This window comes from Acidovorax delafieldii (assembly GCF_007993815.1).
Lineage (GTDB): Bacteria > Pseudomonadota > Gammaproteobacteria > Burkholderiales > Burkholderiaceae_C > Acidovorax > Acidovorax delafieldii.
Genome location: NZ_VJWE01000014.1, coordinates 350345 through 369027, shown reverse-complemented (window position 1 = coordinate 369027; position 18683 = coordinate 350345). Strand labels below are relative to the sequence as shown.

Annotated in this window: 18 protein-coding genes; 8 read left to right on the top strand and 10 right to left on the bottom strand. The window is 63.2% G+C overall.

Annotated features, from left to right (window positions below; translation table 11 throughout):
- Positions 1–12: 12 nt before the first annotated feature.
- Positions 13–780 carry a 2-hydroxycyclohexanecarboxyl-CoA dehydrogenase gene (badH, locus tag ATF69_RS15690; RefSeq protein WP_056743979.1) on the bottom strand — a complete coding sequence of 256 codons (768 nt, stop codon included), beginning with the start codon at positions 778–780 and terminating at the stop codon, positions 13–15.
- Between the two features lie 539 nt (positions 781–1319).
- Positions 1320–2357, bottom strand: a complete 1038-nt coding sequence (gntR, locus tag ATF69_RS15685) for an HTH-type transcriptional regulator GntR (protein WP_056743981.1) — start codon at positions 2355–2357, stop codon at positions 1320–1322.
- A gap of 168 nt (positions 2358–2525) precedes the next feature.
- Here gntR and ATF69_RS15680 point away from each other — a divergent pair, with 168 nt between their 5' ends.
- From ATF69_RS15680 to ATF69_RS15665, 4 genes are read left to right on the top strand one after another with little or no spacing between them, the layout of a single operon-like run.
- Entirely contained in the window at positions 2526–3047 is a 522-nt protein-coding gene (locus ATF69_RS15680) for a gluconokinase (RefSeq protein ID WP_235511549.1), read from the top strand.
- On the top strand, positions 3044–3556 hold the full coding sequence (locus ATF69_RS15675) for a TRAP transporter small permease (protein WP_056743984.1): 513 nt from the start codon (positions 3044–3046) through the stop codon (positions 3554–3556). The genes ATF69_RS15680 and ATF69_RS15675 overlap by 4 nt, the downstream gene beginning before the upstream one ends.
- A 2-nt stretch (positions 3557–3558) precedes the next feature.
- Positions 3559–4851: a TRAP transporter large permease gene (locus ATF69_RS15670; protein ID WP_146871533.1), complete on the top strand. Its 1293-nt coding sequence runs from the start codon at positions 3559–3561 to the stop codon at positions 4849–4851.
- A gap of 48 nt (positions 4852–4899) precedes the next feature.
- Entirely contained in the window at positions 4900–5919 is a 1020-nt protein-coding gene (locus tag ATF69_RS15665; protein WP_015015151.1) for a TRAP transporter substrate-binding protein, read from the top strand.
- Positions 5920–6078: 159 nt separating this feature from the next.
- Here the strand turns inward: ATF69_RS15665 and ATF69_RS15660 are convergent, their stop codons facing one another.
- Both ATF69_RS15660 and ATF69_RS15655 read right to left on the bottom strand, forming a co-directional pair.
- Positions 6079–6372 (bottom strand): hypothetical protein, encoded by a 294-nt coding sequence (locus tag ATF69_RS15660; RefSeq protein WP_056743987.1) that lies wholly within the window; start codon positions 6370–6372, stop codon positions 6079–6081.
- 84 nt (positions 6373–6456) lie between these two features.
- Entirely contained in the window at positions 6457–6747 is a 291-nt protein-coding gene (locus ATF69_RS15655) for a DUF4148 domain-containing protein (protein WP_056058312.1), read from the bottom strand.
- Positions 6748–6860: 113 nt separating this feature from the next.
- On the opposite strand from ATF69_RS15655, the gene ATF69_RS15650 reads away from it, so the two are divergent.
- Together ATF69_RS15650 and ATF69_RS15645 are read left to right on the top strand one after the other, a co-directional pair.
- A complete protein-coding gene (locus tag ATF69_RS15650) occupies positions 6861–7241 on the top strand; it encodes a hypothetical protein (protein ID WP_146871532.1) in 381 nt (126 codons plus the stop codon).
- A gap of 42 nt (positions 7242–7283) precedes the next feature.
- A complete protein-coding gene (locus ATF69_RS15645) occupies positions 7284–7721 on the top strand; it encodes a CBS domain-containing protein (RefSeq protein ID WP_146871531.1) in 438 nt (145 codons plus the stop codon).
- A 55-nt stretch (positions 7722–7776) separates the two neighbouring features.
- On the opposite strand, the gene ATF69_RS15640 is transcribed toward ATF69_RS15645, so the two are convergent.
- From ATF69_RS15640 to ATF69_RS15620, 5 genes are all read right to left on the bottom strand, one after another.
- On the bottom strand, positions 7777–10203 hold the full coding sequence (locus ATF69_RS15640; RefSeq protein WP_146871530.1) for a tetratricopeptide repeat protein: 2427 nt from the start codon (positions 10201–10203) through the stop codon (positions 7777–7779).
- Positions 10204–10330: 127 nt separating this feature from the next.
- Positions 10331–11164 (bottom strand): ABC transporter ATP-binding protein, encoded by an 834-nt coding sequence (locus ATF69_RS15635; protein WP_146871529.1) that lies wholly within the window; start codon positions 11162–11164, stop codon positions 10331–10333.
- The gene (gene ntrB / locus ATF69_RS15630) at positions 11161–12123 is read right to left on the bottom strand and encodes a nitrate ABC transporter permease (protein ID WP_146871528.1); all 963 of its coding nucleotides are present in this window, start codon (positions 12121–12123) and stop codon (positions 11161–11163) included. Before ntrB ends, ATF69_RS15635 begins: the two co-directional genes overlap by 4 nt.
- Positions 12124–12186: 63 nt before the next feature.
- Complete coding sequence (locus tag ATF69_RS15625) at positions 12187–13431, bottom strand: CmpA/NrtA family ABC transporter substrate-binding protein (RefSeq protein ID WP_056743994.1); 1245 nt, start codon at positions 13429–13431, stop codon at positions 12187–12189.
- Between the two features lie 520 nt (positions 13432–13951).
- A complete protein-coding gene (locus ATF69_RS15620) occupies positions 13952–14578 on the bottom strand; it encodes an ANTAR domain-containing response regulator (protein WP_056058325.1) in 627 nt (208 codons plus the stop codon).
- A 257-nt stretch (positions 14579–14835) separates the two neighbouring features.
- On the opposite strand from ATF69_RS15620, the gene ATF69_RS15615 reads away from it, so the two are divergent.
- On the top strand, positions 14836–15996 hold the full coding sequence (locus tag ATF69_RS15615; protein WP_146871527.1) for a branched-chain amino acid ABC transporter substrate-binding protein: 1161 nt from the start codon (positions 14836–14838) through the stop codon (positions 15994–15996).
- 44 nt (positions 15997–16040) lie between these two features.
- Positions 16041–17081: a tRNA (adenosine(37)-N6)-threonylcarbamoyltransferase complex transferase subunit TsaD gene (gene tsaD, locus ATF69_RS15610; RefSeq protein WP_146871526.1), complete on the top strand. Its 1041-nt coding sequence runs from the start codon at positions 16041–16043 to the stop codon at positions 17079–17081.
- Positions 17082–17144: 63 nt separating this feature from the next.
- Here the strand turns inward: tsaD and ATF69_RS15605 are convergent, their stop codons facing one another.
- Entirely contained in the window at positions 17145–18596 is a 1452-nt protein-coding gene (locus ATF69_RS15605; protein WP_146871525.1) for an aldehyde dehydrogenase, read from the bottom strand.
- Positions 18597–18683: the final 87 nt, after the last annotated feature.

Genomic DNA, 18683 nt, shown 5'->3' with positions numbered 1-18683 from the left:
GGTATCCGGGGATCAACCGTGCATGGTCAGGCCGCCCGACACGCTGATGACCTGGCCGGTGATGAAGCCCGCGTCATCGCTGCCAAAGAAGGCAATGGCGCTGGCCAGGTCATCGGGCTGGCCCAGGCGGCCCAGGGGGATGGCGCTGCGAAACGCTTCCAGCAGCTTGGCGGGGTCGCGGGCGCCTTCAGCCACACCGGCCAGCAGTGCGGTGTCGGTGGGGCCGGGGCAGACCACGTTGACGGTGATGTTCTGGCGGGCGTGCTCCCGGGCCAGCGTCTTGGACAAGGCCACCAGCCCTCCCTTGCACGCGGAGTACACCGCCTCGCCGGACGAACCACCGCGCGCCGCATCGGACGCGATGTTGACGATGCGGCCCTTCTTGCGCTCTGCCATGCCGGGCAGCACGGCGTGCAGCATGTGCAGGGCGCCCGTCAGGTTGATGGCAATGAGCTTGTCCCACTCGGCAGGCACGGTCTTGGTGAAAGGCTTGAACACATCCCAGCCGGCGTTGTTGACCAGTACATCGATGGGTCCCAGGGCAGCTTCGGCCGCTGCCACGGCGGTATCTACCTGGGTGCGCTGGGTGATATTGCACTGGAAGGCCTGGGCCACGCCCCCTGCAGCCTGGATGCCTTCGGCCACTTTCTGCGCAGCCTCCAGGTTCATGTCGAACACAGCCACCTTGGCACCTTCTTCGGCAAAGCGGCGGCTGGTGGCCCCACCAATGCCGCCGCCGCCGCCGGTCACGATCACGGTCTTTCCATTCAGATTGCGCATGGTTCTCTCCTGAGTAGTTCGGGGCACACCCCCTGCTACAACAGCAGAAGGCAATTAAGACAACATATTTGCTTATCGTAATGATGCAAATTGAATGTGTCAAACAGTTGTCGTTTGTGGCGAGGTAAGTGTTAACCCGAATTTTTCCCAGAAATCGATAGATTTATCGGTAGATAAGAGCACCTTTGATAAAAAATTTTTGTTGCCTTTGTGAAAATATATTGTCTTAAATTGGAGTGAGAGCTCTGTGCGCTGACTCCGAGTCGCATGCTGGGTAGGAGGTACCGCCGCGACGGCGTGCGCTGCGTGACTGTCAGGGTCTCGTCCCGTCTGCAGGGCCGGTAGGAGGCGTGAGCTCAAAGGTGGGCAAAGTGGGGGGTGCGCACGCGACGGTTGTGGCGTGCGACGGCGCTCACCCTGGCCTGAGCGATAGTGAGGGAGTGGGTTGTCTGCGCGAGACGAGCGACCGTGTTGCCGCCGGGTCTTGGCGTAGGTCTGGGCGGCGCTGTGGCTTCCGGTGGGCGCCGCGGAGAGAGGGGTCAGGTGCTCTCGCGCACCGTCAGCTCAAACCCCAGATTCACCGAGTTGTACTCTGGCACCTCGCCGCGCATCAGCGTCAGCAGCATGCGTGCGCTGGCCTCGCCCACGGCGGAGCGTGGCGTGTGGACCGTGGTCAGCGGCGGCAGCATCTGGTCGCTGCCTGCCAGGTCGTTGAAGCCCGCAATGGCCACTTGGCCGGGCACCGACAGACCCAGGCGCTGCGCGGCCAGCAGGCCGCCCTGGGCCAAGTCGTCATTGCAGAAGAACACGGCATCGACACCGGGGCGGGTGCGCAGCAGCTCTTCCAGCAGTTCGCCACCCAGCCGCATCGATGAGGGCTGCGGGCTCAGCAGCTCCAGCTTGGGGTCGTACAGGCCGGCTTCGCGCAGACAGCGGCGGTAGCCCTCTGCGCGCTGCATGGTGCGGGGGTCCAGCTGGGCGGCTACAAAAGCGATCTTTTGGTAGCCACGCGCCAGCAGGTGGTCCGTCATGCTGTGGCCTGCATCCTGCTGCGAAAACCCCACGCAGAACACGCCGGGGGCCGAGGTCATCTCCATCAGGTGCACGCAGGGCACGCCGCTGGCGGCAATCAGGTGGCGCGCGGCCTCGGTGCGGTCAAAGCCGGTGACCAGCAGCCCGGCCGGACGGTGCGCGAGGTAGGTGCGCAGCAGCTGCTCCTCCTCTTGCGGGTCGTAGTGCGTGACGCCGATCAGCGCCTGGTAGCCCTGCGGGAACAGCGTGCGATGCACGGCCTCCAGCACGTCCACAAACAGCGCGTTGGACAGCAGCGGCACCAGCACAGGCACCTGCACGCTGCGCTGTGAAGCGAGTGCGCGCGCTGCGGGGTCGGGCACATAGCCCAATTGCTCAGCGGCGACTTTTACGCGCTGCACCAGTTCTTGCGCCACGCCGCGTTCTCCCCGCAGGGCGCGGGAGGCAGTGATGGGGCTGACCTCGGCGGCCTTGGCCACGTCGCTCAGCGTGATGCGGCCGCTGGAGCGGCGTTTGGCGTCGGGTTTTGTCTCGGGTTTGTTCAAGGGTTAACCCTCACGGGGCTGGGGATGGATCTGGTTAGGATAGCGCTGTCCAAACTCTTGGGCAAGGCAACGCCAGCCATTTGGGATCAAGTTGCTCAGCTTGCCACAGTTTGTGCGGCATCCAGACCGGGTGCCTTTTTTATGGATTGTTTGGATAGCGCTACCAATATGAGTTTTCAAGCGTCACCCGCTTTTGTGGTCGTCATGGGCGTGGCGGGCTGCGGCAAGTCGAGCCTGGGTTCTGCCCTGGCACAGGCCGAGAGCCTGCCCCTGATCGAAGGGGACGACCACCACAGCCCCACGAGCCGCGAAAAGATGCGCCAAGGCATTGCACTGACCGATGCAGACCGGGAAGGCTGGCTGACCACCTTGGGGCAACTGCTGCAAGCCCAGCCCCAGGGCGCGGTGTTGACCTGCTCGGCGCTCAAGAAGGTCTACCGGGACCGCTTGCGCAACGCGTGCCCCGGGCTGCGTTTCGTCTTTCTGGAGATCGACCGCGCGAGCGCAGGCCAACGCGTGGCCGCCCGTGCGGGCACCCACTTTTTCTCCAGCGCCTTGGTGGACAGCCAGTTCGCCACGCTGGAATCCCCCGTGGGCGAGGCGGGCGTGCTGCGCCTGGATGCATTGCTGGACCTGCCCACGCTGCAACAGCAAGCCTCGGCCTGGCTGGCCACGAAGGAGACCGCATGAGTTCCCCCGCACAACAAGCCGTGCCGCAGAGCCGCTTTGCGCGGATCTCCCAGGTGCTCATGGCCAGCTGCCTGGGTGTGATGGCCGTGGCCGTGTTCATCAACGTGGTGCTGCGCTACGGCTTTGGCAGCGGCGTGGCAGCCAGTGAAGAACTGTCGCGCCTGTTGTTCGTCTGGATGGTGTTCATCGGTGCCGCAGCGGCCTATCCGGCAGGCGAACACATGGCCTTCACCAGCCTGGCAGGCCTGCTGGCTAAGCGCCCGGTGGCCTTTGGCCTGCTGACCGCCGTGATCCGGCTGCTGGTGATCACCGCCAGCGCGATGCTGGCCTGGGGTGCCTGGCAGCAGGTGGTGGTGGGCATGGGCAGCCGCTCGGTCGTCATGGCCTACCCCGCTGCGCTGCTGCCGCTGCCGGCCTTTTTGTGCGCGGTGGCCATTGGTGTGATGGCAACCGTCGAATTGATTCAACGCAAGCCGCTGGACCTCGGTCATGGCGCTGAGGTGGAGTGACCATGGGACCCGAAGCGCAGGCTTTTCTTGTTTTTTCGCTGGGCATGCTGGTGCTGATGGGCACCGGCATGAACATGGGCCTCGCCCTGGTGCTCACGGGCGCAGGCATGGCCTGGGTGCTCGACTTCTGGGATGCGCAGTTGCTCGCACAGAACCTGGTGGCCGGGGTGGACAGCTTTCCGCTCCTGGCCGTGCCCTTCTTCATCCTGGCGGGTGAGTTGATGAACTCAGGCGGCATCAGCCGCCGCATCATCGACATGGCGCAGGCCTGGGTGGGGCACATCCGGGGCGGGCTGGGCTATGTGGCCATTGGTGCTGCGGTGCTGATGGCGAGCATGAGCGGGTCGGCCCTGGCCGACACCGCCGCGCTGGCCACCATCCTGCTGCCCATGATGCGCCAGCAGGGCTACCCCATGAACACGTCTGCCGGGCTGATTGCCTCGGGCGGCATCATCGCGCCGATCATTCCGCCGTCCATGCCCTTTGTGATCTACGGTGTGACGACCAACACCTCGATCTCGGCGCTGTTCGTGTCGGGCATCGTGCCGGGGCTGATGATGGGCGTGGGTCTCATCTTTGCCTGGCGCTGGGTGTTGCGCGACATGGACCTGCCAAAGGGCGAGCCCCTGCCCATCCAGGACCGCTTGCGGGCCACCGTGCGCGCCTTCTGGGCGATGCTGATGCCGCTCATCATCATCGGCGGTATGAAGACCGGCGTGTTCACGCCCACCGAGGCCGCCGTGGTGGCTGCGTTCTATGCGCTGGTGGTGGCCTTGTTCATCCACCGCGAGATGAAGCTTGCCGACATCTACGGCGTGCTGGTGCGGGCGGCCAAGACGACCTCCATCGTGATGTTTTTGTGTGCTGGTGCCCAAGTGGCCAGCTACATGATCACGCTGGCCGACCTGCCCAATGTGCTGACGAACTGGCTGGGCCCGCTGGTGGAGAACCCGCGCCTCTTGATGGCTGTGATGATGATCGTGCTGGTGCTCATCGGCACGGCGCTGGACCTCACGCCCACCATCCTGATCTTTGCGCCCGTGATGCTGCCCATCGCCGTCAAGGCGGGGATTGACCCGGTGTATTTCGGCCTGATGTTCGTGCTCAACGGCGCCATCGGCCTCATCACCCCGCCGGTGGGCACGGTGCTCAACGTGGTGGCCGGGGTGGGGCGCATCTCGATGCACAGCGTCATCAAGGGCGTGAACCCGTTTCTTATCACCTACGTGCTGATCCTGGCGCTGCTGGTGGTCTTCCCGCAGATCGTGACTGCGCCCGTCGTCTGGCTGCGCTAGCCGTTTGCCTGCTCCTCTTCCCCGTTTTTCTTGCCAATGGAGACAACCATGAAAACTTTCCGTCGCACCCTGCTGGCCGCCCTGTCGGTCGCTGCCATCACCTGCTCGTTCCAGGCCGCAGCCCAAGACTTCAAGCCGCGCATCATCCGTTTTGGCTACGGCCTCAACGAGGACTCCAACCAGGGCCGGGCCACCAAACTGTTTGCCCAGGAAGTGGAAAAGGCCTCGGGCGGCAAGATGAAGATTCGCGCCATAGGTGCTGCTGCGCTGGGCTCTGACGTGCAGATGCAGCAGGCCCTGATCGGCGGCGCGCAGGAGATGATGGTGGGCTCCACGGCCACGCTGGTGGGCATCACCAAGGAAATGGCGATCTGGGACACGCCGTTCCTGTTCAACAACGCCAAGGAAGCCGACGTGGTGCTCGATGGCCCCGTGGGCCAGAAGGTGATGGACAAGCTGCAGGAAAAGGGCCTGGTGGGCCTGGTGTACTGGGAGAACGGTTTCCGCAACCTCACCAACAGCAAGCGCCCGGTCAACAAGCTCGAAGACATGGACGGCATCAAGCTGCGCGTGATGCAGAACAACGTGTTCCTCGACAGCTTCAAGACCCTGGGTGCCAACGCTGTGCCGCTGCCGTTCTCCGAACTCTTTACCGCGCTGGAAACCAAGACGGTGGACGGCCAGGAGAACCCCTACAACACCATCCTGTCGAGCAAGTTCTATGAGGTGCAGAAGTACCTCACGGTGACCAACCACGTCTACAGCCCCTGGATCGTGCTGGTCAGCAAGAAGTACTGGGATGGCCTGTCGAAGGCTGAGCAGAAGGTGCTGCTCGACGCCGCCAAGAAGAGCCGCGACTTCGAGCGCCAGGACACGCGTGCCGAGGCCGACAAGGCGCTGGCCGACCTCAAGGGCAAGGGCATGCAGGTCAACGAACTGCCCGCCGCCGAAGCCAACCGCATGCGCGAAAAGCTCAGCGCCGTGAACGCCAGCATTGCCGCCAACGTGGGCGAGGGCTTGTGGAAGGAAGTGCAAGGGGCCGTGGCCCAGGCGCGCGCTGGCAAGTAAATCGGGGTGGACGCCATTGGCAGCCTTTGAGCTGTCGATGGCAGGCTTCGAACCTCTCCGTGTCGCGAAGCGCCATGAAAAAGGCCGAGGCCCCTGTTGGGGCCTCGGCCTTTTGGCATTTGCAATCTTTCATCTGCACCGAAGTGCAGGCCGGTCCAATTACAGGGAGCCGATTTCGCCGGAAGAGATCTGGCCAGTGCGCACAGCTTCAGCAGCCTGGGCACGCACAGCAGCACGGTCAGCGGTGGACTTGTAGGTCACCACACGCGAACCAGCGGGTTCAATGCTGCGTGTTTGAGCCACGGTAGCGGCTTCGGCTTGCACTTCAGCGCGGGTGCGGTTGGTTTCGAACTTGGTGGCGAATTGCGAAGCATCGGCTTCGTCAGCCTGGGCACCAAAAGAGGCGAAAGCAGCAACAGCAGCGATGGAGAGGAAACGGGCAGTCTTGTTCATGATGAAACTCCTATGAAATTCGAAAAATGGGAACGAGGTGTCTGGAATACGCGGTGGGTGAAGCTGTGGATTCAAAAAATTGAATCAACCGCCTTCAGCAGGGCCCACGCGGCCAGTGCGCATGGCTTGTGCGGCAGCTTCGGCACGCACGGCAGCGCGGTCAGCCGTGGACTTGTAGGTCACCACGCGGGAGCCTGCGGGCTCTTGGCTGCGCATTTGCACAGCCGTAGCGGCTTCGGCGATCACTTCGGCGCGGGTGCGGCTGGTTTCGAATTGGGTGGCGAACTGCGAAGCGTCGGCTTCGTCGGCCTGGGCACCGAAAGAAGCGAAAGCAGCAACAGCGGCGATAGACAGGAAACGTGCGGTGTTGTTCATGATGGAAATCCTTGAAGTTAAAAAAGCGTCTCAAAAAACCGGGTGAAGATCAGAAACGACTCGCTTCGCACCGGGTTCGGTGAGTCGCCTTGCGGGTTCGGCTCATCGATGGGATGAACTGTACGCCGGTGCTGTTCAGAGAAAAACCACTGAGTCGCGAACTAACTGTTCCAGTATTGGAAACAATCTTCCGGGCCGTCTGCCGTGTCTGCCTGCCCTCGGAACCCTGGCGGTTTGCCATGGAATCCGCCGGGCGCTGGCAGGCAACAGATGCCGCAGAGGTGAACGTGGTCGGTGCGTTGAACATGGGCTCCATCGTGCCGGGGCAGGCCGGGGGCGTCGTCTCGCCGCGGTTTCGCTTCTTTTCAGTTTGTTTCGCGCGAGGCGGTATGCAACTGCGCAGAAACATCCGTTGCATTCGCCGTGCAACAGATGATCAAAAAGCGCCGCACATGGGGCTTGCGCGGGTTGCGCCCACGGGGCTTATGGGCTGAAATCTCCCTGTGCCCGTTTCCGTTTTCACGAGGGAGGTTTCCATGACCGCAGTCGCCAAGATTCTTCAGTCCAAACCCGATGCCACCGTCCATACCATCAGCCCTGCTGCTTCCGTGCTGGACGCCCTCCAACTCATGGCTGACAAGGGCATTGGCGCGCTCATCGTGACCGAGGGCGCGTCCATCGTCGGCATCTTCACCGAGCGGGACTACGCCCGAAAAATCGCCCTCATGGGGCGCACTTCAGCCGTCACCCAGGTCAAGGATGTGATGACCTCGGCCGTGATGTTTGTGCGCCCGGACCAGACCAGCGAGCAGTGCATGCAGCTCATGAGCAACAACCGCCTGCGCCACCTGCCCGTGGTGGACAACGGCAAGCTGGTGGGCATGATTTCCATTGGCGACCTGGTCAAGGACATCATCTCCGAGCAGAAATTCATCATTGAGCAGTTGGAGAACTACATCACCGGGGGGCACTGACTGAATTCAGCTCAGCTCCCGCAAAGGGCCAAGAACGCCACTTCCGTCACGGCACTCAACCACCCGTGTGTGACCAAGGTGGTACCACAATGGTTTCCCCCGGTAAACCTGACTCGTGGCGTTCCACCATCATGCGATACGCGGTCTCCAGGTCATGGGTGAATCGCCGTCCGTCGAAGAGGGGTGACAGTGAGCGCTGCGCGTGGAGCACCGTGCGGTACGCCGTGAGTGCTTCTCGGTGGTTTGCAAGATGAATGGCTGTGGCTTCATATTCTTGCTGCGTCTGCGTAATCAAGCTGTCCAGGTTCACGGCGGTGAGCAGGCTGGCGGCCACGCGGGCAGCGAACGATTGGCCCGCCAGCGTCAGTACAGGTAAACCAGCCCACAACGCATCGCTGGCAGTGGTGTGAGCGTTATAGGGCAGGGTGTCCAGGAAGAGGTCCGCAGCTCCGTGGCGGGCCAGATGCTCGTCTGCCGGTAGGCGTGACGCGAACACCAGGCGGTCTGATCTGATGCCTCGGCGCTCTGCTTCCTTACGCAGATTTTCAGCTGCCGCATCGTTGTCCTTGAAAAGCCACAAAACACTTCCCGGTACTGCTTGCAGGATGCGCATCCAGCTGTCGAAGGTATCTGGCAGGATCTTGTAGTTGTTGTTGAAGCAACAGAACACGAATGCGTCCTCTGGCAGGCCCAATTCGGTGCGCGTGAACTGGCGTGAGGAGATCACCCGCTGGCTGTTGTTCACTTGGTAGCTGTGCGGCATGTAGACCGGCTTTTCCGTGAAGAATCGCTGCTTGTCTGATGGAATGACGATTTCATCCGCGATGACGTAGTCCATGTAATCCGCGCCGGTGGTGCCCGGATAGCCGAGGTAGCTGACCTGGATGGGAGCGCAGCGTTCGGCAAAAAGGCCCAATCGCCCGTCCATGGTGAATCCCTTGAGATCTACGGCGATGTCAATGTTCAGCGACCTGCTCAGCGCTGCGGCTTCCTTGTCCGTCAAGCCGCTGATGTCGTGAAATCCATCCACACTTTGGACCACTTTTTCTCTGGCAGCGTCATAACGTTGAGGTCCCAGGGAGAAAGCATGTATCTCGAATCGTTCTCGATCGTGGCTGTCCAGCAGTTCCATCATCAGGTGCGTGGTGGCATGATGAAAATAGTCGGCGGAAAAGTAGCCGACACGGATTTTCCCCGGCGCGCGCCGGAGAAAATCGACCAGTTGCGCTTGCCGTGCATTCAGATGTTCGAGGTGTGCCTGCGCAATCCGCAGATGCGTCTCTGGACTGTCCAGCATGGCCAGAAACGGGAAAGGATTGCGTTGGTTTTCGATGGCGATCCCACCCAGTTCCTCCCTGCGCTTCTGAAAATCTTGCCAGTCACAAATCTGCATCTGGATGGGAAGCAGTGTGGATGGATCGGTGTCGCAGGCCTTCAAATTGGCGATGGCCTGGGGAAACCGCTTCAAATCAATTTCCGATGCTGCTTTTGCAAAACGCGCAGCATGCAGCCCGGGGTCGATGGACAAGGCTTTGTCGAAATTTCCAATGGCATCCTCGTGCCTGCCCAGGGCGGCGAGAGCGCGGCCGCCCACCGTGTAGGCCACAGCGTTTTCCGGGGCGCCGGCCAGTGCGCGTTCCACCTGAGCGATGGCGTCCTTGAACCGTCGAAGGTCGATCAGGCAGTTGGCATGGTCCAGAAGCAATGCCGGCGTTGGCGGGAAGGTCTCCGAGGCGTTTTTCAGTAGCAGCTCTGCTTCGGGGAGCAGGCGTTGCTTGACCAATGCGCGGGCTTTGGTACTCACCGCATCGGGGTAGTGGGGCTGAATCGACAGCGCCTGATTGGCGTGGCCAATGGCCGCGTCGAACTGGTCCAGGGCGATCAGGGTTTTGGCGAGATTGTTGTGGGCCTTGGCATGCTGAGGGGTGCCCTGCAATACTTTTTCGAAGCAACGGGCCGCCTCTTCAGGGCGCTGGAGCTCCAGCAGGGCTATGCCCCGGTTGATCTGAATTTCCGGATGATCAATGCCTGCCGAAGCCAGGGCCTCCGCATCCTGCAGCGCCATGTCATAGCGGCTCGCCATGACCAGCAACGCCAACCGGTTGACGCGTGCTGCCGGCATGGCCGGGTTCAAGGCCAAAGCCTGGTCGATGCACTGAAGTGCTTCTTCGGTGAGGCCACATTCCGCCAGAGCCAGCGCCAGATTCACGTGGACGCCAGCATCCTGGGGTAGCAGCCTTCGGGCTTCGGTCAGCAGCTCTTTGGCTTTCCCAAAAGCACTGCTGGAGAGTGCGACCACTCCCAGCATGTGCAGGCTGCCCGCATGCTCAGGTTTTTTTCGCAGGATCTGCTGATACAGGTTCGCGGCATTCTGAATTTGCCCTCCCCGATGCAAGGCCAGCGCCTGTTGGTACGCCTGATCGATATTGAAACTGTTGCCTGATGCGGGCGAGCGCGGGAAAAATGGGAACTGCGATGCCATGGTGTGACGCGGTGGTTCACAAAAAAGTTGCTACCGGACGCCGCAAGCAGGCGGCGCGGGAGGCTGAATTGTGCAGTACCACCGGCGGTCACGCCGATTCGCGAGTGAGCCAAGCCTTGGGTCGGGGTCAGGCCGCCTTCTCGACATGCCCCTGCCGGGTGTACAAAAAGTCGATCACCGCCTTGCGGTAGTGCACATACTGCGGGTCCTCGGCCAGCTCCACGCGCTTGCGGGGGCGGGGCAAGTCCACGGTCAGCACCTCGCCAATCGTGGCGGCCGGGCCGTTGGTCATCATCACGATCTTGTCGGACAGCAGCACGGCTTCGTCCACGTCGTGGGTCACCATCACCACGGTGCTTTGGGTGCGCGCCACGATCTCCAGCAACTCGTCCTGCAGCTTGGCGCGGGTCAGGGCGTCGAGCGCGCCGAAGGGCTCGTCCATCAGCAGCACCTGGGGCTCCATGCTCAGGGCCCGGGCGATGCCCACGCGCTGCTTCATGCCGCCCGAGATTTCACCGGGGCGTTTTTGCCCCGCGTGGGTCAGGCCCACCAGCGCCAGTGCGGCGTCGGTGCGGGCCTTGAGTTGGGCTTTGGTTTCCTTGGCGCCAAACACGCGCTCCACGGCCAGGTAGATGTTGTCAAAGCAGGTGAGCCAGGGCAGCAGCGAGTGGTTCTGGAACACCACCGCGCGCTCCGGCCCCGGGCCCTTGATCTCCTTGTTGGCGCACAGCAGCGCGCCGTTGGTGGGCGTGGTCAGGCCGGCAATCAGGTTGAGCAAGGTGGACTTGCCGCAGCCCGAGTGGCCGATGAGCGCCACGAACTCGCCCTTGGCAATCGTCAGGTGAATGTCGCGCAGCGCCGGGAACAGGCCCTTGGCCGTCTTGAAGGTCTGCTCGACCCTGTGGATCTCGATGAACTTGGTGCTCATGGAAGGGTGGGTGGATGGAGCTGTCGTGTTCATGCTTTCACCTCTTCAAACGTAAATGCGGTGGCCAGCTTGATGAGTGCAAACTCCAGCAGCAGCCCGACGATGCCGATCACGAAGATTGCGATGATGATGTTCTTGACGTTGAGGTTGTTCCACTCGTCCCACACCCAGAAGCCGATGCCCACGCCGCCGGTCAGCATCTCGGCCGCCACGATCACCAGCCACGCGGTGCCCACGGCCAGGCGCACACCGGTCAGCATGTAGGGCAGCACGGAGGGGAACAGGATCTTGGTGGCGATCTTCCATTCGCTCAGGTTGAGCACGCGCGCTACGTTCATGTAGTCCTGCGGTACGCGCTGCACACCCACGGCGGTGTTGATGATCATGGGCCAGATGGAGCAGATGAAGATGGTCCAGATGGCCGCCGGGTTGGCGCCCTTGAAGACCAGCAGACCGATCGGCAGCCACGCCAGCGGCGACACTGGGCGCAGCAGGCTGATGAGCGGATTGAACATGCGCGACAGGAAGTTGAAGCGTCCGATCACAAACCCCGCCGGAATGCCCACCAGCGCCGCCATGCCGAAGCCGATGGCCACGCGCTGCAGGCTCATCAGCACATTCCAGCCCACGCCTTGGTCGTTGGGGCCGTTGCGGTAGAAGGGGTTGCTGAACACTTCCAGCGCCTGTAGCCAGGTGTCCTTGGGGCTGGGGATGCTGCCGCCCGTGGTGGTGGAGACCACCGCCCACAGGCCGATGAGCAGGCCCAGGCCACACAGCGGCGGCAGCACGGCCAGCCAGAAGCTGCGCGAGAGGGCGGACCAGTCGCGGCCAGTGGCCACGCTGGAGGGCGTTGCAGGTGCCTTGGGGGCAGATATCGCAGCCTTTTGGCTTCTTGCGCTAGTGGATGATGCGCTTGCAGCTACAGTATTCATAGCATTCTGTGCGGCCACGGGGGCTGCATCCAACGGGGAGTGAAAGACGGCACTGACCATGGTTTTCTCCTGTGCAGGGCTTGCTTGCGGGGTGGCCGGGCGGGCGCTGGGGCAGGGTTGCCGTCAGGCCTTGATCTTGAAGCCGTCGGCGTACTTGGCGGGGTCCTTGCCGTCCCACACCACGCCGTCGATGAATTTGCTGGTGCGCAGCACATCCTTGGGCACGCTGATCTTCATGGCGCTGGCGACCGACTTGTACAGGTCCACCTGGTTCACTTCCTTGGCCACGGCCAGGTAGTCGGGGTGGCTCTTCAGCAAGCCCCAGCGCTTGTGCTGGGTCAGGAACCACATGCCGTCCGACAGGTAGGGGAAGTTCACCGCGCCGTCGTTGAAGAACTTCATGTGGTTGGGGTCGTCCCAGGTCTTGCCCAGACCGTTCTGGTAGCGGCCCAGGATGCGCTGGTTGATGGCATCCACGCCCGTGTTCACATACGCCTTGCCGGCCACGGTCTCGGCCATCTTCATCTTGTTGGACAGGCTGGCGTCGATCCACTGGCTGGCTTCGAGCACGGCCATCATCACGGCACGCGTAGTGTTGGGGTACTTCTTGACGAACTCGGCCGTGGTGCCCAGTACCTTCTCGGGATGGTCCTTCCAGATGTCCTGCGTGGTGTTGGCCGTGATGCCGATGCCATCCATGATGGCGCGGTGGTTCCAGGGCTCGCCCACACAAAAGCCGTCCATGTTGCCCACGCGCATGTTGGCCACCATCTGCGGCGGGGGCACGGTGATGAGCTTGGCACCCGACAGCGGGTTGATGCCCGCCGCTGCCAGCCAGTAGTGCATCCACATTGCATGGGTGCCGGTGGGGAAGGTGCCCGCAAATGTGTATTCACGCTTCTCGCTGGCCATGAGCTTGGCCAGGGACGGGCCATCCACCGCACCCTTGTCGGCCAGGGCCTTGGAGAGGGTGATGGCCTGACCGTTGTTGTTCAGGTTCATCAGCACGGCCATGTCCTTCTTGGGACCGGCGGTGCCAAGATGCACGCCATAGACCAGGCCGTAGAGCACATGGGCAAAGTCCAGTTCGCCGTTCACCAGCTTGTCACGCACGCCGGCCCAGCTGGCTTCCTTGTTGGGGACGATGGTCACGCCGTATTTCTTGTCGAAGCCCAGCACCGAAGCCATGACCACGCTGGCGCAGTCGGTCAGCGGGATGAAGCCGATCTTGACTTCCTTCTTCTCGGGGGCGTCGGAGCCCGCTGCGTGGACGAGCGCGCGCAGCGCGGGGCTTACACCCACAGCGCCCACGGTGGCGGCCTGCAGCACGGTGCGGCGGTTGAGGCTGGTTTTCAACAGATCGGTCATGGGGCATCCCTGGTGGCGTGAAAAACAAAAAAGGCGTCCTCACACCGCGCCCGGCTGCATCAAAGCAACGCCGGGAGCGGGTGGGGACGCCTTTGTCCTGGTTGGAGCCTGGAACGGGTCCGGGGCTCCTTGCCAGCACCGGCCCGCCGTTGGGTCAGTGCTGTCAGTGGTCAGACCTGCATTGGTCTTGCACTGTGCAATGCAAAGCGCGTGCCAGCGTGCGCTGCGCCATGTTGGAGCGTTGGTTGCTGTGGAATAGATAGCTGTCTGCGGTTGATTGATAAGCGCTAAACGCCTGCGGGGCTTGTAGCAGGGATGTTCTTGTTGTGATCAGTGTGGTCGCACTGCCTTTGTGCGGCGCACCATTTGGGAGGGGCCTTGGAATTGGGCGCGGCCCAGGCGAGGGATGCCAAGCAAGGGCCGCCCCGCAGCGAGGGCATCGTCCCCCTTCTCTCGAATGACGCAGTCATTCGAGAGAAGGGGGAAGCGGCGCAGCCGCTCAGGGGGTTGTTCTCTGGTTTTACCCCAGCAGATCCATCACGTCCAGCATGCGCTGAGCCACGTCCACGAGCTTCAGGCCCTTGTCCATGGCGGTCTTGCGCAGTTTCTCGTAGGCGGCCTGTTCGGTCAGGCCCTGGCGCTGCATCAACAGGCCCTTGGCGCGGTCGATGGTCTTGCGGTCTTTGAGCTCGGTCTTGGCGTCGGCCAGCTCGGCGCGCAAGGCCTGTTCGTGCTGGAAGCGGGCCATGGCCACGTCCAGAATGGGGCGGATGCGCTGCGGTGCCAAGCCTGCCACGATATAGGCAGACACACCGGCCGCCACCGCGTCCTTCACGTGCGAGGTGTCTTCATCGTTGGTGAACATCACGATGGGGCGGCGTTCGTCGCGTGTGGCCATCACCACATGCTCCAGCGCGTCGCGGGCCTCGCTCTCGGCGTCCACGATGATCAGGTCAGGCTGCAGCTGGGCAATGCGCTCGCTCAGAAACACGTCGGCGGGCAGCGTGGCCACCAGGTTGAAGTTGTTCTCCAGCAGCCCGATGCGCAGCGCCCGCGACCGTTCCGCCTGCTCCACGGCGTGTTCGTCGTCAGGGTCGGCGACTGCCAGATCCGGGGCAACCACCACGATGCGCAAAGCCTCATTCATACCCGTAAGCATAAGCAATTTTTACGCCACAAATTGGTGCGCCGGGGTGGTGCACGGCCCCAGAGCGCCGCTGCGATGGGCTTTCACGCAGGGCCCATACCCGCCCCAGGCCCGCCACGCCTGGGTGCCCTGGCCCCCGTTGTGGGGCCTGAAAGTTGCTAATACTGACACCGTGGGAGGGCATACCCGGTAGCTCACCCAGCAGGGCGTCGCATATACATCTGGTCACACAGACACACTGAAATGGAGTTTTTTGCATGAACAAGCACATGAACCGGCGCCGCTTCTCGGCCAGCCTGGCCTTGACCGCAGTGGCGACTGCTGCACTCCTGACCGGATGCGGCAAGGTGCCGGACACCATCAAAATTGGTGTTGCACAGCCTTTGAGCGGCCCGCTGGGCGCCCTGGGGCAGGATCTGCTCAATGGCGTGAAGCTGGCGGTGGAGGAACTCAACAAGTCCGGCTACACCGTGGACGGCAAGCGCGTGACCTTGGAGGTCGTGTCCGTGGATGACAAGGCCGACGCCACCACCGGCAAGGCGGTCGCCCAGCAGCTGGTGGATGCGGGCGTGGTAGCCGTGGTGGGCCACCTCAACTCGGGCGTGAGCATTGAGACCGCCCCCATCTACGCCGCCAAGGACATTCCACAGATCGCCATCTCCACCAATCCCAAGTTCACGCAGCTCGGGTTTCCCACCACGTTCCGCATGGTGGCCAACGACACCTTGCAGGCGCGCGCCATCGGCTCCTTTGCGGCCACGCAGCTGGGCGCCAACCGCTACGCCGCGCTGGACGACGGCACCCCTTACGGCAAGGGCCTGGCCGATGGCGCTGCCGAACAGCTCAAGACCGAGAAAAAGGAAGTGGTGGTGCGCAAGTCGTTCGACGACAAGACCGTGGCCTTCGACGAGCTGGCCGGTGAACTCAAGGCCGCCAACGTGGAGGTGATTGTTTCTACCCTCAACGACTTCCAGGCCCTGGCGCTGCTCGAAGCGCTCAAGAAGGTAGACCACACCAAGGTCAGCCTGCTGGGTGGCGACACCATCAAGACCACCGACATGACCAAGGGCGCAGGCATCGTGCAGGGGCTGTACGCCACCTCGCCAGTGCTGGAAGCCAAGGAGTTCACCACCGGCAAGCCCTTCCTGGAAAAGTACATCGCCGCCTTCAAGAAGCCTCCTGCCTATGGCGGCCACTACAGCTACGACAGCACGTATGTGCTCTCAGCAGCCATCCAGAAAGCCAAGTCCGCCGACCCCAAGGAAATCACCAAGGCCCTGCACAGCATCAACGGCTATGCCCCGGTGATTGGCACCATGACCTGGGATGAGAAGGGCGAGCAACGCTACGGTGCCGTGGGTGTGTACGAGCTGCGCAGCGGCAACTGGGAACTGCGCATGCGGTCGGACCGCTGGTAAACAGCCCTCCGGGACGGATCGGCCCCGGGTTTTACACTCGGGGCATGAGCTTGCTGATCCTGGGTATTGAATCTTCGTGCGACGAGACGGGCGTGGCATTGGTCCGTTCCACGGGCAATGCCGTGCCTACGCTGCTGGCGCACGCGCTGCACAGCCAGATCGAGATGCACCAGGCCTATGGCGGCGTGGTCCCCGAACTGGCCAGCCGTGATCACATCCGCCGCGTGCTGCCGCTGGCAACGCAGGTGCTTACCGAGTCTGGCCAGTCGCTGGCCGATGTGGACGTGGTGGCCTACACGCGCGGCCCGGGCCTGGCGGGTGCGCTGCTGGTAGGCGCTGGCGTGGCCTGCGCGCTGGGTGCGGCGCTGAACAAGCCGGTGCTGGGCGTGCACCACCTGGAGGGGCACCTGCTGTCGCCCTTCCTCAGCGCCGACCCGCCAGAGTTCCCTTTTGTGGCCCTGCTCGTCTCGGGCGGCCACACGCAGCTGATGCGGGTGGATGGCGTGGGCCGTTACGAGATTCTGGGCGAGACCATTGACGATGCGGCTGGCGAGGCGTTCGACAAGTCCGCCAAACTCATGGGCCTGGGCTACCCCGGGGGCCCTGCGCTGTCGCGCCTGGCTGAGCAGGGCGATGCCACGGCCTTCAAGCTGCCACGCCCGCTGCTGCACAGCGGCAATCTCGACTTCTCTTTTGCCGGGCTCAAGACAGCGGTGCTCACGCAGGCCAAGAAGCTGGGCGATGAGCTGGAGGCACGCAAGGCCGACCTGGCGGCGAGCACCGAGGCTGCGATTGTCGAAGTGCTGGTGAAGAAGACGCTGGCCGCGCTCAAGCAGACCGGCCTGAAACGTGTGGTGGTCGCCGGTGGCGTAGGGGCCAACCGGCACCTGCGTGCGCAACTCAATGCGGCCTGCGCTGCGGCCAAGGTGCGCGTGCACTACCCTGAGCTGCACCTGTGCACCGACAACGGCGCCATGATTGCCATGGCAGCGGCCATGCGGCTGCAGGCAGGGCAGCAGCAGGCCAACACCGACTACGCCTTTGACGTGAAGCCGCGCTGGCCGCTGGATGCCATCACCGTGTGATTTTGAAGAAAAGTGGCACCTGGCGCAGGTAAATCATGCGCTAGGTGCTATCTTTTTTGATATTCAGAACGGATAGTGGCGCGGCGTGGTCTGCACCGTGATCCAGCGCAGTTCGGTGAATTCACGTACGCCGGCCATGCCGCCAAAGCGGCCATAGCCCGAACTTTTCACGCCGCCAAAAGGCATCTGGCCTTCGTCATGCACCGTGGGGCCGTTGACGTGGCAGATGCCCGACTCGATGCGTGCCGCCACGTTCCAGGCCTTGGCTACATCGCGGCTGAACACGGCGGATGACAGGCCGAACTCGTTGTCGTTGGCGCAGGCAATGGCTTCCTCCACACCATTCACGCGCACCACGGGTTTGACGGGGCCGAAGGATTCTTCGCGGTAGATGTCCATCGCGGCCGTCACATGGTCGAGCACCGTGGCCTGCATCAGCGTGCTGTCGCTCTTGCCGCCGCAGACCAGCTTGGCGCCCTTGGCCAGCGCGTCGTCGATGAGGGCGTTGCAGCGCTGCACCGTGGCCATGTCCACCACCGATCCCAGCACCACCGGGCCCTTGCGCGGGTCGCCCAGGGGCAGGGCCTTGGCACGCGCGCCCAGCTTGGCCACGAACTCGTCGGCCACGGCGTTGTCCACGATGATGCGTTCGGTGGACATGCAGATCTGGCCCGAGTTGGCGAATGCGCCGAACACGGTGCCTGCGACAGCGGCGTCGATGTCCGCGTCATCCAGCACCAGCAGGGGGGCCTTGCCACCCAGTTCCAGCACCACGGGCTTGAGGTACTTGGCGCAGGTCTGCGCAATGATGCGGCCCACCTTGGTGGAGCCGGTGAAGTTGATGCGGCGCACTGCCGGGTGGGCCACGATGGCCTCGACGACGGCGCCTGCGTCGGCGGGTGCGTTGGTCACAAAGTTCACCACGCCGGGGGGCAAGCCGGCCTCCTGCAGCGCCTCGATGATGAGGCCGTGTGTGGCGGGGCACAACTCCGACCCCTTCAGGATCACCGTGTTGCCGCACGCCAGCGGCGTGGCAATGGCGCGCACGCCCAGGATGACGGGTGCGTTCCACGGTGCAATGCCCAGCACCACACCCGCTGCCTGGCGCACGCCCATGGCCAGGCTGCCGGGCACGTCGGAAGGGATCACCTCGCCCGCAATCTGCGTGGTCAGCGCGGCGGCTTCTTGCAGCAGTCCTGCAGCCAGGTGCACGTTAAAGCCCGCCCACATGCCCGAGGCGCCGGTCTCGGCCGCCATGGCCACGGCGAAGTCGGCCGTGCGGGCCTCCAGCGCATGTGCCGCCTTGAGCAGCAGCGCGCGGCGCGCGTTGGGGCCCAGGGCCGACCAGGCCGGGAAGGCCTTGGCAGCCGCGTCGGCAGCGGCCTTGGCGTCGGCCACGCTGGCAGCGGGTGCCGTGGTGGCGACCGAACCATCGAGCGGGTTGCGACGCTCAAACGTGGCGCCGCCGGTGGCTTGCACGCGCTCGCCGTTGATCAACATGGCAATGGCAGTCATGGAATAAATCTCCTGGATGGCAAAAAAGAAAATAGAAGCAATCGAAATGATGGGAGGCGATAACGCCGCACGGTTTTCGCGATGACC

Coding starts and splice junctions, on each gene's coding strand:
- ATF69_RS15680 (WP_235511549.1), top strand. CDS start 2,526: ATGAGTTTTCAAGCGTCACCCGCTTTTGTGGTCGTCATGGGCGTGGCG.
- ATF69_RS15645 (WP_146871531.1), top strand. CDS start 7,284: ATGACCGCAGTCGCCAAGATTCTTCAGTCCAAACCCGATGCCACCGTC.
- ATF69_RS15620 (WP_056058325.1), bottom strand. CDS start 14,578: ATGAATGAGGCTTTGCGCATCGTGGTGGTTGCCCCGGATCTGGCAGTC.
- ATF69_RS15650 (WP_146871532.1), top strand. CDS start 6,861: ATGAACTGTACGCCGGTGCTGTTCAGAGAAAAACCACTGAGTCGCGAA.
- ATF69_RS15655 (WP_056058312.1), bottom strand. CDS start 6,747: ATGAACAACACCGCACGTTTCCTGTCTATCGCCGCTGTTGCTGCTTTC.
- ATF69_RS15640 (WP_146871530.1), bottom strand. CDS start 10,203: ATGGCATCGCAGTTCCCATTTTTCCCGCGCTCGCCCGCATCAGGCAAC.
- ATF69_RS15605 (WP_146871525.1), bottom strand. CDS start 18,596: ATGACTGCCATTGCCATGTTGATCAACGGCGAGCGCGTGCAAGCCACC.
- ATF69_RS15665 (WP_015015151.1), top strand. CDS start 4,900: ATGAAAACTTTCCGTCGCACCCTGCTGGCCGCCCTGTCGGTCGCTGCC.
- ATF69_RS15625 (WP_056743994.1), bottom strand. CDS start 13,431: ATGACCGATCTGTTGAAAACCAGCCTCAACCGCCGCACCGTGCTGCAG.
- badH (WP_056743979.1), bottom strand. CDS start 780: ATGCGCAATCTGAATGGAAAGACCGTGATCGTGACCGGCGGCGGCGGC.
- ntrB (WP_146871528.1), bottom strand. CDS start 12,123: ATGGTCAGTGCCGTCTTTCACTCCCCGTTGGATGCAGCCCCCGTGGCC.
- ATF69_RS15670 (WP_146871533.1), top strand. CDS start 3,559: ATGGGACCCGAAGCGCAGGCTTTTCTTGTTTTTTCGCTGGGCATGCTG.
- tsaD (WP_146871526.1), top strand. CDS start 16,041: ATGAGCTTGCTGATCCTGGGTATTGAATCTTCGTGCGACGAGACGGGC.
- ATF69_RS15635 (WP_146871529.1), bottom strand. CDS start 11,164: ATGAACACGACAGCTCCATCCACCCACCCTTCCATGAGCACCAAGTTC.
- ATF69_RS15660 (WP_056743987.1), bottom strand. CDS start 6,372: ATGAACAAGACTGCCCGTTTCCTCTCCATCGCTGCTGTTGCTGCTTTC.
- ATF69_RS15675 (WP_056743984.1), top strand. CDS start 3,044: ATGAGTTCCCCCGCACAACAAGCCGTGCCGCAGAGCCGCTTTGCGCGG.
- ATF69_RS15615 (WP_146871527.1), top strand. CDS start 14,836: ATGAACAAGCACATGAACCGGCGCCGCTTCTCGGCCAGCCTGGCCTTG.